The 19,404-nt window shown below is 66.9% G+C and carries 15 protein-coding genes and 3 tRNA genes; 7 read left to right on the forward strand and 11 right to left on the reverse strand.

Features of this window, described 5'->3' with window-relative positions:
- Positions 1 to 845 precede the first annotated feature (845 nt).
- Complete coding sequence (locus ACFV9T_RS00815) at positions 846 to 980, forward strand: hypothetical protein (RefSeq protein ID WP_385435924.1); 135 nt, start codon at positions 846 to 848, stop codon at positions 978 to 980.
- 324 nt (positions 981 to 1,304) lie between these two features.
- Here ACFV9T_RS00815 and ACFV9T_RS00820 read toward each other — a convergent pair whose 3' ends face one another.
- Positions 1,305 to 3,050 (reverse strand): hypothetical protein, encoded by a 1,746-nt coding sequence (locus ACFV9T_RS00820; protein ID WP_385435925.1) that lies wholly within the window; start codon positions 3,048 to 3,050, stop codon positions 1,305 to 1,307.
- A 147-nt stretch (positions 3,051 to 3,197) separates the two neighbouring features.
- On the opposite strand from ACFV9T_RS00820, the gene ACFV9T_RS00825 reads away from it, so the two are divergent.
- Positions 3,198 to 3,827: a hypothetical protein gene (locus ACFV9T_RS00825; protein WP_385435926.1), complete on the forward strand. Its 630-nt coding sequence runs from the start codon at positions 3,198 to 3,200 to the stop codon at positions 3,825 to 3,827.
- Positions 3,828 to 5,045: 1,218 nt separating this feature from the next.
- On the opposite strand, the gene ACFV9T_RS00830 is transcribed toward ACFV9T_RS00825, so the two are convergent.
- The 6 genes from ACFV9T_RS00830 to ACFV9T_RS00855 all read right to left on the reverse strand — a co-directional run bounded on the left by ACFV9T_RS00830 (position 5,046) and on the right by ACFV9T_RS00855 (position 11,260).
- Positions 5,046 to 6,539, reverse strand: coding sequence for a terminase large subunit domain-containing protein (locus tag ACFV9T_RS00830; RefSeq protein ID WP_385435927.1), 1,494 nt, complete (start codon positions 6,537 to 6,539; stop codon positions 5,046 to 5,048).
- A complete protein-coding gene (locus ACFV9T_RS00835; RefSeq protein WP_385435928.1) occupies positions 6,536 to 7,069 on the reverse strand; it encodes a hypothetical protein in 534 nt (177 codons plus the stop codon). The genes ACFV9T_RS00830 and ACFV9T_RS00835 overlap by 4 nt, the downstream gene beginning before the upstream one ends.
- 25 nt (positions 7,070 to 7,094) lie before the next feature.
- On the reverse strand, positions 7,095 to 7,997 hold the full coding sequence (locus ACFV9T_RS00840; protein ID WP_385435929.1) for a ParB N-terminal domain-containing protein: 903 nt from the start codon (positions 7,995 to 7,997) through the stop codon (positions 7,095 to 7,097).
- A 2-nt stretch (positions 7,998 to 7,999) separates the two neighbouring features.
- Complete coding sequence (locus ACFV9T_RS00845; RefSeq protein ID WP_385435930.1) at positions 8,000 to 9,334, reverse strand: hypothetical protein; 1,335 nt, start codon at positions 9,332 to 9,334, stop codon at positions 8,000 to 8,002.
- A gap of 130 nt (positions 9,335 to 9,464) precedes the next feature.
- Positions 9,465 to 9,875, reverse strand: a complete 411-nt coding sequence (locus ACFV9T_RS00850; RefSeq protein WP_385435931.1) for a hypothetical protein — start codon at positions 9,873 to 9,875, stop codon at positions 9,465 to 9,467.
- Positions 9,876 to 10,105: 230 nt separating this feature from the next.
- Entirely contained in the window at positions 10,106 to 11,260 is a 1,155-nt protein-coding gene (locus tag ACFV9T_RS00855) for a ParB/RepB/Spo0J family partition protein (RefSeq protein WP_385435932.1), read from the reverse strand.
- Between the two features lie 911 nt (positions 11,261 to 12,171).
- Here ACFV9T_RS00855 and ACFV9T_RS00860 point away from each other — a divergent pair.
- Both ACFV9T_RS00860 and ACFV9T_RS00865 read left to right on the forward strand, forming a co-directional pair.
- Positions 12,172 to 12,699 (forward strand): hypothetical protein, encoded by a 528-nt coding sequence (locus ACFV9T_RS00860; protein ID WP_385435933.1) that lies wholly within the window; start codon positions 12,172 to 12,174, stop codon positions 12,697 to 12,699.
- A complete protein-coding gene (locus tag ACFV9T_RS00865) occupies positions 12,680 to 13,471 on the forward strand; it encodes a hypothetical protein (RefSeq protein WP_385435934.1) in 792 nt (263 codons plus the stop codon). Before ACFV9T_RS00860 ends, ACFV9T_RS00865 begins: the two co-directional genes overlap by 20 nt.
- A gap of 6 nt (positions 13,472 to 13,477) precedes the next feature.
- On the opposite strand, the gene ACFV9T_RS00870 is transcribed toward ACFV9T_RS00865, so the two are convergent.
- A complete protein-coding gene (locus tag ACFV9T_RS00870; RefSeq protein ID WP_385435935.1) occupies positions 13,478 to 14,458 on the reverse strand; it encodes a recombinase family protein in 981 nt (326 codons plus the stop codon).
- Between the two features lie 532 nt (positions 14,459 to 14,990).
- Between ACFV9T_RS00870 and ACFV9T_RS00875 the strand changes: the two genes are divergently transcribed.
- Complete coding sequence (locus ACFV9T_RS00875; RefSeq protein ID WP_385435936.1) at positions 14,991 to 16,874, forward strand: tyrosine-type recombinase/integrase; 1,884 nt, start codon at positions 14,991 to 14,993, stop codon at positions 16,872 to 16,874.
- A 148-nt stretch (positions 16,875 to 17,022) separates the two neighbouring features.
- Here ACFV9T_RS00875 and ACFV9T_RS00880 read toward each other — a convergent pair.
- The 3 genes from ACFV9T_RS00880 to ACFV9T_RS00890 form a co-directional block, all read right to left on the reverse strand.
- Positions 17,023 to 17,099: transfer RNA gene (locus ACFV9T_RS00880), tRNA-Ile, on the reverse strand.
- A gap of 191 nt (positions 17,100 to 17,290) precedes the next feature.
- Positions 17,291 to 17,363: transfer RNA gene (locus ACFV9T_RS00885), tRNA-Asn, on the reverse strand.
- 5 nt (positions 17,364 to 17,368) lie between these two features.
- A tRNA-Asn gene (locus tag ACFV9T_RS00890) sits at positions 17,369 to 17,441 on the reverse strand.
- 204 nt (positions 17,442 to 17,645) lie between these two features.
- Here ACFV9T_RS00890 and ACFV9T_RS00895 point away from each other — a divergent pair.
- Together ACFV9T_RS00895 and ACFV9T_RS00900 are read left to right on the forward strand one after the other, a co-directional pair.
- Entirely contained in the window at positions 17,646 to 17,918 is a 273-nt protein-coding gene (locus ACFV9T_RS00895) for a YtxH domain-containing protein (protein ID WP_385435937.1), read from the forward strand.
- A 25-nt stretch (positions 17,919 to 17,943) separates the two neighbouring features.
- Entirely contained in the window at positions 17,944 to 19,395 is a 1,452-nt protein-coding gene (locus ACFV9T_RS00900) for an FGGY family carbohydrate kinase (protein ID WP_385435938.1), read from the forward strand.
- The last annotated feature ends 9 nt before the right edge of the window (positions 19,396 to 19,404 follow it).

Genomic DNA, 19,404 nt, shown 5'->3' on the forward strand with positions numbered 1-19,404 from the left:
GTGGTTTTTTTTTTTTTGTTTGTTTGGTTGGGGGGTTTTTTTCCGGTGTTTTGGTTGTTCTTTTGTTTTTTTTTTGGGGTGTTTTTTTGGTTTTTTGGGGGTTTTTTTTTTTTTTAATTTCTCATTTTTGTGGGTGCCCCCCCGGGCTTACCCCCGGCGGGGCCCCCCAGCCGCTGGAAGACCACTCCCCAGGGAGCCCTGCTCTGCACGCGGAGCAGGGCTCCACTGTGTGCGCCAAGCACGGCTTACTCATGTCCTGGACAACGTGGTCGGGCCATTGGCGGTCGGCCCTATCTCGGCCAGTCGAGTGGCGGGCACAACTGGCTCTGGCGATTAGTCGGGTACCGAAAGCGTAGACGATCCGAGAGGCCACTCATAGGGCTTTAAGAGTCATCACCACAAGAACGGCCCTGATCAGCAAGCATTCAGTCGTGTGTTGGTACACGACTCCCGATCGTTGACCCCTGCACGTCCGGGGCTGGTCTCGGGCCCCGCCGCCCTTCTGCAACATCATGGCCAAGCCTCGGTCCTGGCACGTCGGAAGCCGCAGCGCGCCGCGAACTCCCACGGTACGTATGGCACTTGAGATACGCTGCGAGCAGCCAGTCGAGGAGCGCCGACTGGCCTTCAGACACGGAGTACTGGCCGCTGTCGCAGGTCAGCACGTCGCACCCGTGTCTCTGCACTACGAAGCACGATGGGGATGCAAAGAGGGAACGAGTAAGTTTCTGGCGACAGCAGGAACTCAGCTTGGCCATGCCCACCGACATGGCCGGACTGAGTCCTGCCATCAGTCCGGCCGCAGTAAACAGCGGGGAATTATGGACTGGGACACGATCACACTCGTGACACTCGCAGCCTTCGGGTTCGCCGGACTCCTCATCACCCTTTCGATCGGCCTGCTACGCCAGCTTCCGGAACTCTTCCGGGCGCTCCGCGCGGCGAAGAATGCGCTGCGCGATCAAAGCGACCACGAATGACAGCGCCCGCCGTCTCAGGCCCAGACCGCCGGGCCTCCGCCACGCCACTCGACCATGGCCGGGTCCTCCAGCCCTACGTCATCTGTGTCCAGCCCCGCACGCCGAAGAAATTCACGCAGATCAGAGAGGCCGTACGCGATCCCGAGGAACCGTCCATAGGCGGTGACACGGCGCCCACCCTCCGGCGACGGCCGGTGTACAACGATCTGAGCGGCCATACCTTCACCCTGCTCCCGTACGGCGGACCACGCACCTCGGCAGGCAAGCCCGGCCGCGATGGCTCCAGCACGGAAGGATCACCAGCAGGCAACAGGATGGAGCGGATCAGCCACTGGTTGTCGCTGCGGCTTCGAGCTCACGTGACGACCTTTCCGGCCCGTCCTCGTCCTCTTCCTCCGATTCCTCATCGTCCTGTCCACGACGGGCTGCGGCCTCCGCCATCCGTACGGCGGCCTCCTGCTCCGCCTTCGCCCGAATCCGCTCCACCTCCTGCGAGGCGTCCTTGATCGGGTACCCGGCCTCCAGCAGCATCGTCACCGCCGTCTCCAGCGACAGCACCCCGGCCCCGTACGCCGTGACGACCTCCTCCAGCACCGCGGCCCGGTCCGTCGGCGTGTGCGGCGCCCACGCCAGCCGTGTCGGCAGCGTCTCCCCTGCCGTCCAGCCCTCCGCCCGACCCGCCTGGTACAACCGCTGGACCATCTTGAACAGCAACCGGTACTTGTGCTCCCGCGCCAGCCGCATCATCCCGATCAGCGCGTCCAGCGGCCCCAGCGCCAGCTTCAACGCGTACCCCGACGGGACCTCCGTCGCGTCCAGCGTGCCGAGCCCGGCCGCCGTCACTCGGCTGTTCGCCGCGATCCGCTCCAGCAGGTGGTCCACCCGCGCGCGCAGTTCGGCCAACTGCGGCGACGTATCCAGCGCATCCATCCGCCCGGTATCGCCGAGCTGCCACACCGCACCGGCCTTCACCTGAAGCTCCTGCGGCCTGCCCGTCGCCCGGTCCACCGGCAGCCGCGCACCCGCCAGCCCGATGATCGGCGTACCCGTCGTCGCCGACGCCGCCGAACCGTCGGAGTCCGTAGCCGCCAGCTCATCGAGCGCCTGCAGAACCCGCGCGAGGATCGATCGGCCCCAGTGCTCCCCGCCGTCCGGGATCGTGTTCGCGATGTGCACCACCGGCACGAAGTCGATCATCAGATCCAGCCGGTTCAGCTCCGTACCATCCGGTCGCACTCGGAAGCTCGCCTTGCTCTCCGGTAGACGGTCCAGCGTCACGCCGTCCTTCAGGTCCTCCAGCAGCCATTCCGCATCCGTGAGGTAGCACGTCACGTTGGACGCCCGGCCTGGTTCCCACGGGTACTGCCGCCCACCTGCCGCCGCGCCGTCGTCGCCGTGCTCGGCATCCTCGGAGATGGGCCCCAGTTCGTACGTCACCCGACGCACCCTGGCTTTCAACCCGGCATCGTCGTCCGCTGGCAGCTCCCACGCCAGATGCACCCGGCTCGGGAAGTCCTCGTCCTCGTCGTCCCACTGCGGGAAGAAGAACCCGGGATCATATACGCGCAGCGTGGGCCGCTGCTTCGCCGGGTTCCACGCCAGCACCATCACACTGTCCCCAAGCAGCACCGCCGCCCGCTCGGCCTGCTGAACCCGGAAGGTCAGCAGCTCCTTGTCCGCCCACTTCCGCAACCGGTCCTGCACCGCGGCAGCCTCCGCCGCGCCCGGCGTCGGCGTCTCCTCGTCGGCGTGCTCCGCCCCCTCGACCGCGACCTTCTGCTCCGAACCGAGGAGGTAGCCGAGCGCGGTGTCCACGAGCTTCGCCGCGTCGCCCAGCTCCCGCCGCTCCAACGCACTCTGGTCGCCACTGGCCGCCGCGAGCTGCCCGGCCTGGTTGTTGTCGTACGACGCCAGCACCTTGTACGCGGCCAGCCGCCGCAGCTCGTCCGGCGGCACCCACGTCTTGGCCAACTCCGGAAACGCACGGCTGCCCGGACGCCCGGCCTCCGCCATCACCGGCTTGTAGTTCAGCCACGACCACGCATCAATCACGAGTTGGCGCAGGCCCACGGTCTCCTCCGGACGTCGGCCCCGCGCCTGGCGCCCAGCGTAATCCCACGTCAAGGGCGATGTGGAGCGACGTCACCCTGCCGCAGACAAGCCACACTGATCGGAACCAAGCACGACCTACCCGGAGGAGAGAGTACTATCGCTTACATGTCCGGCGCCCGCTTCGAACCGGTACGACCGATTGATATCGATGTCGATCGGCGGGCAGCCATGACCTTGGCCATCGCCTTGGATGCTGCGATTCCGAGTCCCGGATATGTCAGCATCTCTCCGGACTCCACGCTCATCTTGGCGAATGGGTACACCCAGGTGAGCCGCATCCGCGAGGCACTGCTCCTAGGTCTGCTCCGCGCGGAACAAGAGCGCGAACGCATCAGGCGTGAGATCGCAGCACAGCGGACCTACGGTGCCACACAAGACGCGCTGACTTCCTATCTTCGGGACTCGGCTGAGGAACAAACTGGCCTACCCAGCATCAGAACCGACTTCAATCCCGCTCACCCACACTTGCCAGTCGGCGACGCGGCGGTAGATGCAGTTCAGCGTATCGAGCTACTGCGGCAGCAGGAGGCCATCCTCAGCAGGCGCATCACACGCCTGCGCGACTTGCTGGCCCTCGTTCTGGGCACAGCCCACGGCGACTTCGCCGAAACGGTTCCACCACTAGATACATCCCCCTGTGGGGTGATCAGGCTCGCCGCGCCACGGATCCCTCGCGCACCGGCAGAGACCAACTGTCCGCTGGACTCATCCCACAAGCGGGCGATTGCCGCCTAACCTCATCGAGCGATGGGCGGTAGTCCCCATTACTCAGCGAGGTATCCAAGTAGTGCGCGTGTTCCGAGACCTACCGCTTCCGTCATCCCTACATCTCCCGCTGGCGATCCTGCTGGCCGTTGTGGTGCTCATTCCTGTCATCGACTGGTACAGGAGGCAATACGCCCGGAAGTTACGGATCGCGTGGCGAGCCCTGAAACTTCGCATCCGCATGCGCCTCCGTCGAATCCTGCAACACCTGATGCGGGACCCTGACGACCCCGCTTCCGTCTGATCTGCAATGCCGGGGCCCGACCGCCCTCCGCGTCGGGCCCCGGATACAACTCAGACAGAGGCATCCATCATCTTCAACCAATTTGGGACCGTGCGCCGAGTCACACCGCTCAAATCTGCAAGCCGTGTGGTGCCCGCTCCATCGTGGTACGCCGCGACCATGTACTCTCGGACGCGATGCTCAACGCTATCCAATTCCTGTAGTACGCGCTGACGTTGAACACCTTGCACGGCAAGCGCGTGCTCTGCCGTGAGAGGTGGTGCGGGGTTTTGGTCTGACCATTCCCAGATCTGATCCGCCAACTCCTGCCACTTATACGAATCTGGCGCCTGATACGTGGCCTTGGGGATTTCTGCATACCGCCGAGCCCTTTCTTCGGCTTCCAGAAGTTCCTCTGGGGAAAGCGCGACGGCTCGAAAAGTCCGTGGTTGTACCAAGTCCCACCATGCGACATGCGGCGGTTGCGCCTCGGGGAACATCGCAGATTCGCCTGTCGCCGTACCCCAGCAACGTCGGCATCGTCGCTTCAGATCACTCAGGTGCCCTCTTGAGCCCGCAGACCCAGTCCCGCGCCAGAACCAGCAGAGCACAGGGAGAGTCCACGTGACGGAGTAAGCCGCATGGATCCCTTCATAGCCGCATGCGTCGTCATTGAGATGCGGGGTCACCCGGATCAGAGGGGACCACCACTCATCAGCCAAGCTGACGGCGCCCTCCTGACTTTCTTTCACCACTAACTCGTGGCGCCTCAATACGTGGGCCAGTCTTTTGACCGGAGCAGCATCTGGCAGCTCCTCAACCATCACATCAAACGGCCCCACAGTCGTGCACCTCTTCCCGAACGCACGGGAAGGACTTCCCGCTATTTCGAGACGGTGTATCAGCTCTGGAACTGTAGGACAAAGACCACGAGCAGCCATTCACTCATGCAGCTGAATCGAAAATCACCTGCGCCCACTCAACCGCTGGTCATCCCCACCACGCGGCGGCGGCATCGTCGGGTCGAGGAACAGGTCCCACAGCGCCCACACCGCCGAGTCCAGCAAGTCCGGCGAGTCCTCGGTCTCCCCCTGGCCGACGAACGTCGTCATCTGCTCCTCCAGCTCCGCGAACACCCGAGCCGAACCGACGTGATGCACACGCGCCTGCTCGTACAGCTGCGCCGCCGGAGCCGCCCGAGCCCGCTTCCCGCGAGTCGCATGAACAATTCGCCAGTTCACCGTGGGGTCCACCTGCTCCAGCAGCGCGGGCAGGTAGTCCCCACCGTTGTTCGCCTCGATGACCACGCAGTCCGCCCGGTGCTCGTGATACAGCCTCGCGGCCCGCTTCATCGCCTGCGTCGGCGTATACCGGTCCTGCTCGGCGTGCAGCAGATACCCACGGGGCCGGTCGTCGCCGAACATCGTCTCCACCGGCCAGCCGCGCCCGGCGACGGTGAAGGCGGTCATGTCCGCGTTCTCGTGGCTCTTGGTCGCCGGGTCCACCGCGACCACGAGGCGCTGCATGTCCGGCAGGTGCTCCGGCCTCGGGCGGAACCCTTCGACCTCCAGCATCCAGCCCTGCCACAACGCGCCCTCCACGTCCTCAAGCAGCTCGCCCGACAGCTCCTGCCGCCCCAGCCTGGTGCCGGCGTACTCCTCCTCCAGCTCCTCCCGGGCCGCCGCCGACAGGTTCGCGTCGTTCTCCCGCATGTGCCCACGGGTCAACACCACCCGCGGCCGGGTCCCTCCCTCTCGATGCGCCTTCTCCTGGGCGCGGCCGCGCTCGACCAGCCGCTTGACGTGAGGGAGCGGCTTCGGCGTCGTGGAGATGACGACCTGCGGGGTGTCCGCCTCACGCAGGCAGAACCACAGCATGTCGTAGACCTCTTGCGCGGTGTGCCGCGACCAGGCCGCGTACTCGTCGCACCACGCCTTGTCGAACGCCCACCCGCGCAGGTTGTCCGGCGTTTCCGCACCAAACCCGCGGATCAGCGTGCCGTTCTTCAGCTTCAGCGTCGTCTCGCCCAGGCTGGAGTTGTACTTCGCCACCTCCTCGGGCGGGAACACCGACAGCAGCCCCGACTTCGGGGACTCGAAGCAGATGTCCCGCACCAGCGTCGCGTTCCTCGCGATCACCGCTATCTGCTGCCCCGGCGTCTGCGCCCACGCCCGTACCTCTTCCGCAGCCGTCCGCGACTTTCCCCAGCCACGGCCGGTGAGCAGCATCCACACCGTCCACAGCCACAGCGGCCGACGCTGCGCCGCACGGGCATGGTGGTGCAGCCACCCCGTATGGGGCAGCCCGTCACAGTCCGGGACCTCGCACGCCCACCTCCGCGCCGACAGCTCATCGGCCCGGAACAGCGCCGCGGCCTCGGCCCGAAGCTGCTCCTCGCTCATCACCGACGGGTCCGCGAACCCCTCGACCATGCGGCGCTTGGCCAGACCACGGCTCACTGCGCGCCCTCCGACAACCGGCGCTCCAGCTCCCGGCGCAACTGATCCATCCGCGTCCGGCGCTCCTCATCCGACAAGGCAGCCACGTCCGCGCCCTGGTCCCGGTCCTCCACCGCCCCGACCGCCGGTGCCTCACCCACGGCCCGCCGCTCGATCTCCGCAGCGACCTGGACGTACCGCAGCAGCTCCGCAGGCGACAGCTCCCGTGGGTCGAGCACCTGGAGCCGGGCCACCGCCTTGCTCTGCACTGCCTGCGCCAACTTCGCGTGCCTGCGCGCCAGATCCCGCCGCGCCTGCGCCTGCTCCGCGAGGAACAACCGGTCCTGCTCCCGGTCATACGCCGTCGCCCGCATCACCCATGCGAACTGCCGCGACCACCGGCCCACCAGCGCGCGGGATTTATCCAACTCCCGTGCCACCTTCGTGACACTCCGCGCCGGGCCCAGATCGCGGTACACGGCGAACGCCTCGAACGCCTGGACCGACTCCCCACCCTGCCGCTCCCAGGACTCCACGGTGCCCTCGGCCACCGCTCACCTCCTGGCCATCGGCCATCTAGTTCTGCTGTGCGGCCAGGACTTCCAGCGCCCGCCACGGTTCGTCGGCAGGCACAGTGCCGTCCTGCACCATCCGGTCGATCGCCGCCCGTACGACGGCCGCCGTCTCCACCGGCACGTCCCGCACGCCGAACACCGTCTCCAGCGGCGCCGTCCCCGCCCTCGTCGCCTCCCCGGAAGCAGCGTCGAACCAGCCCTCAGCCAGCTCGCCCACATGCCGCTCGAACACGGTGAGGATCACACCCAGCGCCGTCGCGCTGTTGCCGATCCTGTACGCGGCCCGGGAGGACTCCAGCGCATCGAGCACCGGCTCGTACTGCTCCAGCCCCGCCACCCACCGCTGGTCCGACGTCGCCGTCGATCGGGCCGCATCGAACGCGGCCTCCGCCCGCTCCAGCTCATCGGGCAGGAACATGAACTGCACGCTGGTGAAGTCCAGATTCGCCTCACCCAGAGAAGCGACGTCCACCTTCTCCAGCAGATCCAGAGACTTGTCATCCAGCCCCGTGTACTGCCGCCACTCCACCGACTCCAGCTCGTCGTACAGCTCCTTGAGGATCGCCGGATCATCCTGACCCGCGATGGCATTGTGCGAGAGCTGGAGCGCGATCTGCCGCTGACGGGGCAGCGGCTCGTCTATCTGCATCCACCAGATCTGCGGCAGGCCAGCCTCGATCGCCGCCAGCGTGCGGTGGTTGCCCGACAGCACGACCAGCCGCCCCGTCTCGCCGTCGTTCCACACCAACGGCGTCGAGGTCAGGCAGCCATCCTGCTCGATGTTCGCAACGAGCTGCCGGAACTGCTCGTGCGGCAGAAACCGTGCGTTGACATCGAGCAGCGTCAGGGTGCGCGGGTCGCCCTGCACCATCTGCGGCGGGGCGAGCTGCGTGGTCTCCTCCATGGTCAGACTCCCGTCTTCGTCGTCGGGGCGCCCCACCGCTTCGCCCATATCTGAAGGGCATCGGCCAGCGTGTGCTGGCCCATGGCCCCTTGGTAGTGCAGCTGGTACTTCCAGCCGTCCTCGTTCGACGGGCTGCGCTTGTGCAGCCGCAGCAGCCCGCGGTACTTCATCGACACCGGGTTGTTGCTGAACGCCGTCGTCGCCACCCGCCGGATGCGCCGCGAAAGCACCCGCTGGCACAGCAACTGCGCCTCCGAGCTGGTGGCCGCAAGCACGATCAGCTTCGACAACCGCGGGTAGTCGGTCGGCGCGACCGCGAAGTCAGAGAGCAAGTAAGCCTGCTCCGGCGGGAACGTGCTCGGCTCCATCGCGAACACGCCCAGCAGCCGCCCTCCGCCGTCCCGGACCGCCACGGCCAGCCTCGCCGCACCGGGCGTGATCTTGGGGTTGAGGTACCGGGAGCGCAGGGCGTTGAACTGGCCGCGCTTCAGCAGCGACAGCGTCAGTGGGCCGACCAGTTCCTCACCCTGGCGTAGCCGAGGAATCTTCACCGGCTCAATCTGCTGGCGCGGGGCAACGACTCTGGTCGGGGCGGCGCTGGCGTACACGTAGAAGGGAGCGGCCCTTGGTGTCGCCTTGATCACGCCACGCAGGTAGGGGTGCAGCTCGGGAACGTCGTGGTTGGAGGCCGTCAGCCAGTACGGCCGGTCCGTGATCGCGCCGAGCACGCTGACCACGTCGTCGTCGGACAGCGGCTCGTACTCGGGGGCGTCCCAGGTGAAGTGGGCTTCCAGCGGTTCGTACAGCTTCTCGTAGCCGCCGCCGTAGAAGGGAGGGAAGGAGCACACCGGGGCGTCGTGGGGAACCTTCTGGAGCCAGGAGCGCACGTCCTCCACCTCGTACGAGGCCAGCTCGATGTCCGAGGCGGACAGCCGCTCGACCGTCTCCGCATGCTTGGCCTTCCACTGTTCCCGGTAGGAGCGCACCACCCGTTCGTGCCACAGCCCCTCGCGGCCGACACTGGCCAGGAACCGGGTGCCCAGCATCATCGTGGCGACGGTGCCGACCCCATCGTCCAGGGAGTCTGCGAGCCAGCCGAGTTCGTCTCCGCTCTCCTCCCGAAGCTGGATACCGACCGGCTGCCGGGTGAGCCACCGGCCGACCGCGCTGGTGTAGATGGACACGTCCGAGGAGTGGAGGTCGAACCCCATGCCGGCCACGCTGCGCTCGATGGTGAAGTTGCCGCAGCACGGGACGTACACCGGGCCGCGGGGCCACCGGGCTGCGGTCTCGCGCACGATGGAACGCATGGGGCCCGGGATGGTGCCCTGGAACATCTCTCGCCTCCTGGACGGAACAGCGCCCGGCCGGGCGGATGCCAGACCGGGCGCTGCGCTGGAACGTAACACAAGGAGCACGCAGCCCCTTGAAATAATGTCACCTATCTTGTGGGAACGGTTCCGACCCTCACATCAAGGTGCCCTGCTCGTACTGGTCCTCCATGGGCGACAGCTCCCGCACCTCATCCCCGGTGGCGTCCTGCCACCACGCAGCAAAGACCCGGCGGTGACACCACAGCCCCGGCTTGGCCAAGTCCTCGAAGCAGAGAAGGACCAGCCGGTGATCCCCTTCCGCATCCGCAATCTCCCGCAGGCGCGACGCGATCCGCACAGGGCCGAGCTGATCGAGATCAGCTCGGTACACGCGGGTGAACTCGGGCTCGGGCCGGTTCAGATACTCCCGGCGGGGAGCCAGCTCCCGTACCGAGTGGGTGAGGGCATAGGGGAGCTTGAAACGAGGAGCGCCCAGCGTGATACGCACCGGCACCCCCTGCGGAGGCCGGTATGCCTGGTATCGGTTGGTAAAGAGGGTGAGCACGAATTGCTCCTTTCCTGCTGACGGCCGCGACACCGGATCGGCACGGCGGCCCTGTACTCGGTCGGCGTCCGTTCGCGCCCGAGTGAACCCGAACGGCACCGAGCCCGCAGGGAGGCAATCCCTGCGGGCTCGGCGGTGCCGTGATCCTCATCTCGCTCACTAAGCTGGGTGCGTGCCGAGGGGCCCGATTCCAGCGGGCCCCTCGGTGTACCACCAGGCGATCGCAGCCCCTACTTGGCCGCCCCAGCCTCACCCTTGGGAGCGACCTTCTTGGCAGGAGCCTTGCGGGCCACCGGCTTCGTGCCCGCTGCTGTCCGGGTGGTCGGCTTCGCCGCCGCCGTCTTCCTCGTCGGCCGCGGCTTGGGCGCAGGCTTCGCTGCGGGCTTCTCGCCCGCCTTCGGCTCAGTCGGCTTCTCAGCCTCGACCGCCTCGGGCTTGGGCGCCGTCTCCGCCTTCTTCGCGGCCGCTTCCTTCTGGACCTCGACCGCAGCCTTGTTGAACTGCTCCTGCATAGCGCGCTGGATTCCCTGGGCCTTGCTGAGGAGGTTGCGCACCAGCTGCACCTGGCTGAAGAGCTTGCCGACCACCCGCACGTGGCGATCGAGATCGTCACCCAGGATGACCGCCAGGTCCTCCGGCTTCTTCTCCGCCAGTTCCTCCAGGAGAGGCAGCAGCACCTCTTCCGCCTTGCCGAGGCCATCCTTCGCCTTCGCCTTGGCCTTCTTGCGGGTTTCCTGCTCCTCGACGCTCGGCGCCTCCTCGTTGGTGAGCGACGTCTGCTTCTCCATCGTCTTGAGACCGTTCGCGAAGTGCTGCGCCTCGGCCTCGGAGTCGAAGTCGCCCCGCACGTACCGCGTCGCAGCGACCATCTGGTTGCCCGGGTTGAGCTGTGCGATGTGCCACGCCAAGTTCGGCTTGATGTGCCCCTTGTCGACCATCTCCGCGACCTCCTGTCGCAGAGTCAGGAGCCCGAGCCGCCACTTGATGTGCGTCTCCGTCTTTCCGAACTGCTTGGCAGTCTTCGCCGGGTTCCATCCCGCCGCCGCGAGATCGGCGTATGCTCCGGCCTCTTCCATGATCGTCATGTCTTCGCGGCCGACGTTCTCGGCGATGCTGAGGACGTATGCCCGCTCCTCATCGATGTCCTTGATGACCTTCGAGGGGATGACGGTGAGGCCAGCCGCCTTGCACGCCCGCCACCGCCGCTCGCCTGCGATCAGCATGTAGGGAGCCTCGCCGTCCTCGACCGGGCGGACAACGACCGGCTGGAGAAGACCGTTCTCCTCGATGCTGCCCTTCAGTTCCTGGTGCTTCGCCTCGTCGAAGAACTTGCGAGGCTGGTCGGGGTTGGGGGAGATCTGGTCAATCTTGAGGTCTGCGAACATTTCCGGCGCCTTTCTCGAACCGAAAGCCGCTTTCCGGCTTTCCCTTTGTTCTTACACTTATATCTTAATGGCAAATGCCACTAATTCAAGTTACAGAGGCTTTTAATTCGAGAAATTCATTTCCGAATTCCGAGGCAATCCTCGAATTCGACGTGGACCTCAAGATCCCTGCACCCCACGCCGCCACCGAAGAGGGGACAGGGGGAGCGAGCTGAGGCGAGCCCAGGAGGCGAGCGAGCCCGCCGCGGCACGAAGCCGCGACGGGCCCGACGCCCATCACTGCACCCCACCGGCCGCACCGATTGCGACCAGCTCCCCGTAGGCGGGGCGCGGGGGGATCGGCCACCCACGAGGAGCAGGGAAGCGCCGCTCGCACGGCGCCACCGGAGCCGGGTTCCTGTGGCTGCTGTACCCGGCCCGGCCTCACAGAAGGTACAGCAGCGTTCTAAAAATGTCACCTATCTTTGGCACTTGAAGAGTGCGCCGATCCCCAACAGCTCAACGGCCCTCACGTCTCTGCTCATTCGACCCCCCTCCTCGCGGGCCGAGCAGGGCCTGACGCTCCAGAACCTCTCGCGCCTCCCTGGGAGCCGTCGACGCCGCCCGAGGAAGCACTCTCGGGCACTCATTCGCCAACTCGGCGATCCGCCGTGCATCAAGCTCGGACATGCTGCACTTCCTCCCCTGACCGGCAAGCACGGCACAACCGCCCCGCCGACTCCCTCGGTGCACCTGCCCCCGTTGACAGATGCAGGAGCACGATGATGCCGGTCACCATCCGTCGACTCCGAGAGGGAACTGTCCGACAAATCTTATAACCCCTCTGACCAGCAAGGTACTGTACCGCTATCGCCTCATAGCTACGGGCGATCATCAGTTGGCGGACGTACGGCGCACGGTAGGAGAGGGACATGGTGGACCCCAACAACCAACCGCTAAGCCTGAGTGCGAAGTTGCTCACGTTGCTGCGGCTGCGCCGCGACGCGCAGGGCTTCACTCCCAGCGCCCGAGACATCACGAACGCGACGACTCCGCCCGATCAACGCAAGCCCGCCGTTTCTCACGGCCAGGTCAACAGCCTCATGAACGGGGCCAGCAACAACCCCAGATCATCCACCCTGGACGCTCTGGCGAGGGCCCTCGGCGCCCCAGCCGCGTTCCTGCTTCCCGGTTGGGACGACCTCACCGCGCTGACCGTGTACCAGGAGACCCCCGAGGCACGAGAGACCCTTCGCTTAATGAAGGATCTGGACCCGCAGGACATTGTTGAAATCAATACGAAGCTCCGAGAGGTTCGTACTCGCCGAGGACTGTCCACAGACGTCCCAGCGATACCGCCCCCTCCTCCCGGCGTCGACCAGCCCCGTGAGGGCCGCCCACGTCGGCTGAGCTTGCGTGAGACTGCTGAAAGAGCAGCGGATGACCTGGAAGGACTTTGACTTGGCCGGCCTCTTGTTCGGCGCCTGTGCCGTGCTCGTCGCCTTGTGCGCGGCCACGTATACCGCCCGTGCTCCCCGACCGAGCCGTGACAAGCCGTTCTTCGTCGCTCGCCGAGCCCGGCTGTCGATCTTCGCGGCGAGCTTCGTCAGCTCGTTCCTCGCAGTCCCCTCCATCGCGAAGGCCGCAGACAGTCTCATCGGGCGCCCCGGGATTGGCACCCTCTGCTCGCACCTAGCTGCGGAGCTAGTCCTTCTGGGCATGCAGATCATCAAGGTGAACTGGGCGTGGTACCCCTCATCCCACAAAGCCATTGCGGTGCGCGTCGGCATCGCCTGCTGCGTCATGGCTGCGGTGATTTGGCAGTTCCACTACATCAACGTCCCCTCGGAGGAGCTTGCCTACGGCTTGCCCGACACCACCAGGGTCGCCGCCTACATGGTCACCCACCTCGGCTTCCTGATCGTCGCAGGCGCGGCAACCGGCCTCCACTTTGCCGCCCTGGCCAACGAAATCTGGCGCCGCCGACGCACTCCGGCGGCCGGTCTGGCAGCCATCGCTGTGGGGACGCTTCTGGCCGTGGTCTACGCCTCCAGCCGCATGGGAGCGACGCTGACCCATCTCGGAGGGCTTCCCTGGCTCAGCACCGCCGAAGCCCTCATCGTGCCGACAGCAGGCGCCCTGTCGCTGCACCTCATCACGGTCGGCTTCGCGCTGCCCCTGCCTGGGCAGCAAGCCGCTCTGCCGGTCCGCCCACGGGCGACAGAGAACTGAGAAACCCTACGATGCCTGCTCGTCAGCCAAGGGGCTTGCGCCCCACTGGCGCCACTTCAACCCCACGCGCTCAGCGTCCACAGTACGAGAGCCCCTGGCCACAGCGGGATACACCGCGATCTGCTCCAGCATGAGGGTCAGCACGCCCTGCTTCGACGCCAGCGGAGCATGCTTCCACCACCGGACGAGATCCGGCACGTCTCCAACAGGTACATGCCGAACCTGTTCGAGGAGCCGCGCCTGAACAGCGTTCTCTCGAATCCGCTTCGTCAACTGCTGATCGGCAGCCCTGAAAGCGGCCAACGACAGGTCCGGAGAACTGGCGTAGCTCTCGCCCAGCTCCTTTTTCCGAGCCTCGTCAGCCTCGATCTGCTGGCGAAGCCCGGCAGCCTCCGCCAGAACCTCTTCACGCGCCAACGCGATCACGGCACTGACTTCCGGCTTGGCCAGCTCGGCCAGTACATGCTCGGCGAGATAGGTTTCGAGCAAGTCGGCATTGATGCGGACCTTGCCGCACCCGCCCGGATGCTGCGCCGTGCTCGGCGGACACCGATACCCGCGGCTCCCCGTATTTGAAGGGGACGAGCCGAGAGAGCCAGCGCACAGGCCGCAGACACCCAGAGCACCCTGCACCAGGTACTCCCGTTGGTCACCCTGGGTCTCGGCAGTCTGGCTCGGCTGACGCATCGCTCGGATGGCCTTGAAGTCCGCTGGGGGAATGATCTGCGGCCCCCCAGTCTCATAGAGTTCGCCGTTCTCATCCTCTGCCAGCCCGGCAATCGCTGGGTGGTCGAGGACGTTCGCCAGGACTGCCGGTCGCCACCGGCCACCACGAGTCGTGGTGTAGCCCTCGTCGTTCATCCAATCTGTGATCGCCGAGTAGACCTGCTTCTCCAGACGACGGCTGGCAGCCAGCCGGACTCCAGCCGCCTCGCTCTCGCGCACACGCTGGTACGCCATGTCGTCAAACCCGTATAGCCGAGGCATGTACTGGACTCCTTGACCCTCTCAGCCGACCCCCTTAGCACATCAATCTTACCGAAGATAGGTAACACTGTTGCAAAAACAACAGGACACCTCGTATTCGTACATCGTCCACACCAATCAACTGCGCGCCCCTCCGCCCCCATCCACACCGAGGACTCGCCACAGCTCCGCCGTGGGCACACGAACCGTGCCGCCAAGCGGCAACGTCCGGACAGGGAAGCTTCCTGCCCGGATCAGCTCGTACGCCTTGTCCCGGCCGATCCCAAGTGCTCGTCCAGCGGTTGTCACGTTCACCGTGGCAGGAAGGGCCAACAACTCCTCCAGGCCCATCGCTCCAGCAGCAGCCAGGGCTCGCCCGTTGGTCTCGTGAGCAGTCATCTCAGTTGTCGCTATCTCCCCCGCGCCAACTCGGAAAGGACTTTACAACAGTGTCCGACAGCCCCCGCAGGATGAAGAACAACCACACCAGACACGTACAGGCACGTACACGCAACCTCGGCTGGCCGCACGCCAGCCGACAGCAGGGGGTCGGATGTTCTCGCCGAGCTACTACCGGCGATGCCAGTGCAAGGGGCCGCTCAAGGACAAGGAAGGCAACCCGGTCCTCGACGCCGACGGCGCACCGAAGATCGGAGACATCGGGCTGACGTGTCCGAAGCTAGGGAAGGGCCACGGCACCTGGTACCTCTACTTCGAGGCCGAACCCGGCGAGGGCGGCAAACGCGCGCGGGTCCGCCGAGGCGGCTTCGCCAAGCTGGACGACGCCAAGAAGAAGGCGAAGGAGCTGTACGACGCCGTAACGGCCGGCACCGACGTGCTGTCCGATGAGAAGTGCGGCGACTACTTCCTCCGGTGGATCCAGGCGAAAAAGTCCCTCGCCCGAACCACCCGCCACGGCTACGAGGAACACATCAACCTCTACCTCCTCCCTCACCTCGGCCACATCAAGCGTCGCGACCTCAAGGTCCGCCACCTCGACAAGATGTATGACGCGATCGAGAAGGAGAACGCCGAGCGAATCCTCCACCGCCTCCGCGTCGACCAGCTCCAGAAGGACCGCGACCAGGCACACCGAGCCTGGGTGAAGGCGGCCGGGAAGAAGGAGGAGCGTCGAGCCGCCCGCCGAGCGTTCCTCGACGCGAACGCGGCGCTCCGAGAGGGCAAGCGGGGGCTGCGGAAGATCACCTCCGCCGCCACCATGCACCGCCTCAACGACACCCTCAGCTCGGCACTGTCCTGGGGGATCAAGCGCGAGCAGGCGTTCGCCAGGAACTGGGCAAAGCTCGTGGAGCTGCCGCCGGTCACCCGGCCGAAGCCGCTCGTCTGGACGCCCGAGCGCATCGAGCACTGGAAGCGCACCGGCGAGAAGCCCGGCCCGGTCATGGTCTGGACACCGGAGCTGACCGGCCAGTTCCTCGACTTCGTCAAGGGCGACTGGCTCTACGAGCTGTGGCACTCGTTCATCTTCCTCGGCCCCCGCCGCGGTGAGATGGCCGCGCTGCCCTGGACGGAGGTCAGCACCGATGCCCTCTGGCTGCGGATCTCCCATCAGATCGTGGAGGTCGCGTACGAGCTGTACGGCGAAGCTCCGAAGGCCGACAGCGTCCGCACTCTGTCCCTGAGCTTGGAGTCCGGCGACAACCTGGTCAGCTTCCGCACGAAGCAGGATCAGAAGCGTCAGGAGTGGGCGGACGCCTACGTTGAGTCTGGTCGCGTGTGGACGCAGGAGAACGGCGAGGCGCTGCATCCCGACTGGATATCCCGACGCTTCACCCGCCTCGTGGAGCTGTCCGGCCTGCCGCCGGTCCGCCTCCACGACCTCCGCCACCTCGCCGCCACTCTGTCCCTGCTCGCCGGTACCGACATCAAGGTGGTCCAGGAGAAGCTGGGGCACTCCTCTCGCCAGATCACCTCCGACACCTACACCAGCGTGCTGCCCGAGATGATGCGGGCCGAGGCCGAATCGATCATGGCTGTCGTCCCCCGCGACGTGCCGTTCAACGTGCACACCCCGTTCGAGGTACCAGAAGCGGCCTGGCAAAACGACATCGCCGTCTTCTTCGCCCACGGTGCACGGCAGTCGGGTGGCGCCTGGGCAGTTGGAGCGCAGACCCAGCCCGACTCCGATCTCCTCGGCCTGATCACCCTGGCCAGCCAGGGCCAGGACAACGCCGCCAACGCCGCCGTGAAGTGGATTCGTGACCACTGCACCGCGCACGAGTTGGAGCTGGTCCGGGTGGAGAACTTCAACGACCAGTACTCGGAGAAGCAGCGGGCGGACTTCTCCCTCACGCGCTTCACCATTGCCCGCTCAGAGTCTCCGGACCGGGGTGGTTGGGCACTGCCGATGGGCCTTCCGCCCGCTGCAACCCGGACCGCTCGCCGGACTCCGAATGGCGGTCGTAAGGCCGCGTGAGGGCTGCTCTGTCCCCTGCACGGGCCGCTTGTCCCCTGTGTGTCCCCTGGATCTTGGTCCGAACGTGAGAATGCGGGTCGCCACGTTGGAGTGGCGACCCGCATTCTCACGTTTTCGCAGGTAAGAAGGTTTCTCCCCGCGTAGCGCGTGGTGGGGCGGGTGGGACTCGAACCCACGGCCGACGGATTATGAGTCCGCTGCTCTAACCGGCTGAGCTACCGCCCCGTAACGGCGCGTCGTGCACATCTGTGCGCGCCGTCTGCCGCAGCATAGCCGCTCATACGATCTGTTGCTTCGGCGGGCCGGTCTTGGGTGCCCGCATGCCGTGGATCAGGGGTGGATCAAGGGGTGAGCACGGCGTGAACAGGGGATGAGGGCATGAAAAAGGACCCCCTCAGGGGTCCTCTCCCGTGTTGCTCCCCCGACTGGACTCGAACCAGTAACCCTCCGGTTAACAGCCGAATGCTCTGCCAATTGAGCTACAGGGGATCGCGCTCCCCCGACTGGACTCGAACCAGTAACCTGCCGGTTAACAGCCGGCTGCTCTGCCAATTGAGCTACAGGGGATTGCTCCGGGTGCCTCGACCGCGCCCCCGTCCGGGGCTCCCGGAGGGCGTGCGCTCGCTGCGACACATACATTAGCGCAAGCAGGGGGGTGCTCCGCCAATCGGTAGGCCCGTGGGTGATCGGAGGGTGATCTGCGGCGCCTGCGGGTAGACGTGCGGCACGGCTCCGGGGTCCGACGGACAGGACAACCAGAAGGGCAGGTCGATGCGCTACCGGCTGACGTTCATGACCGGATTGGCTGTTGGTTACGTGTTCGGCACACGGGCCGGCCGCGAGCGGTACGACCAGCTGCGCGCCTGCGCGCAGCGGTTCGCGCAGAACCCGGCGGTCCGTAATACCGCCGAGTCCGCCGCGCTGGGTGGCCGGGAGGCCGCCACGAAGGCGCTCGGCAAGGTGCGGCCGCTGCGGGACAAGATCGCGCAGCGGGAGTCGCGCTCCGCGGCGGAGGAGGACGACTGGGGCACCAGCAACACCTAGCCACCTCGGTGGCATGATCTGGTCCATGGGGATAGTCGCCGGGTTGGACAGTTCGTCCGAGAGCACACGGATCGTCGTCTGCGATACGGATACGGGTGCCGTACTCAAGCAGGGGTACGCGCCGCACCCGGAGCCGTCCTCCGGCGGTTCGCCCAACGACGTGGACCCGCAGGCATGGCTGCTCTCCCTCGGGGAGGCCGCCGAGGGCGGGCTGCTGGAGGGGGTCCAGGCCATCGGCGTCTCGGCACAGCAGCACGGGCTGCTGACGCTGGACGGGAGCGGGGCGCTGGTGCGCCCCGCGCAGATGGGCAACGACCGGCGGGTGCAGTCCGCGGCCGCCGATCTGATCGAGACGCTGGGCGGGCGCGCGGCGTGGGCCCAGGCCGTGGGCGCGGTGCCGACCGCCGCCCAGTCGGTGGCGAAGCTGCGCTGGATGGCGCGGTCCGAGCCGGACGCCGCGCGCCGGGTGGCCGAGGTGCTGCAGCCGCACGACTGGCTGGTGTGGCAGCTGCTCGGGCGCCCGCTGCGGCGTACGACGGACCGTGGCACGGCCTCCAGCACCGGCTACTGGTCGGCGGCGACCGGCGGCTGGCGGCCGGATCTGGCCGAGCTGGCGCTCGGGCACCAGGTGCGGCTGCCGGAGGTCATCGGACCGGCCCAGCCCGCCGGGCAGACGCCCGAGGGGCTGCTGATATCGGCCGGTACGGGCGAGACCATGGCCGCCGCCTTCGGGCTCGGCGTGGGGGTCGGCGACGCGGTGATCTCGCTCGGGGCCTCGGGTTCGGTCTTCTCCATCCACCACGAGGCGCTGGCCGACCACACCGGCACGATCCTCTCGTACGCCGACGCCACCGGGATGCACCTGCCCGTCGTGCACACGCTCAACGCGGTGCGGGCGCTGCGCGGTACGGCTGAGCTGCTGGGCACGGACCTGGAAGGGCTGTCGGCGCTCGCGCTGAACTCCACCCCCGGGTCGTACGGCATGGTGATGCTGCCGTATCTGGAGGGCGAGCGGACCCCGTACCTGCCGCACACCGCCGGGACGCTGACCGGGCTGCGGCGCGAGTCCATGAAGCCGGAGCATCTGGCGCGGGCCGCGTTCGAGGGCATGCTGTGCGGGCTCGCCGACGCGCTCGACATCCTGCGGGGTCGCGGGGTCGGGGTGCGCCGGGTGTTCCTGCTGGGGCCCGCGGCCGATCTCCAGGCGGTACGGGCGATCGCGCCCGCGCTGCTGGGCGCCCAGATCGTGGTGCCGCAGCCCGCCGACTACGCCGCGCTGGGCGCCGCCCGGCAGGCCGCGTGGGCACTGGGCGCCGCGCAGGGGGCGCTGTCCCCGCACGAGCCGCCGCGCTGGCCCGCGGCCGCCAGCCAGGTGTTCGAGCCGGGCGACGACCTGGCGGTGGGGCAGGCGGTGCGGCAGCAGTACGTGGCGGTACGGGAGCAGACGCATCCTGGGGCGTTCGAGGCGCAGCCGTAGCCCCGCCGG

This window comes from Streptomyces sp. NPDC059850, assembly GCF_042731515.1.
In the GTDB taxonomy this organism is placed as follows: domain Bacteria; phylum Actinomycetota; class Actinomycetes; order Streptomycetales; family Streptomycetaceae; genus Streptomyces.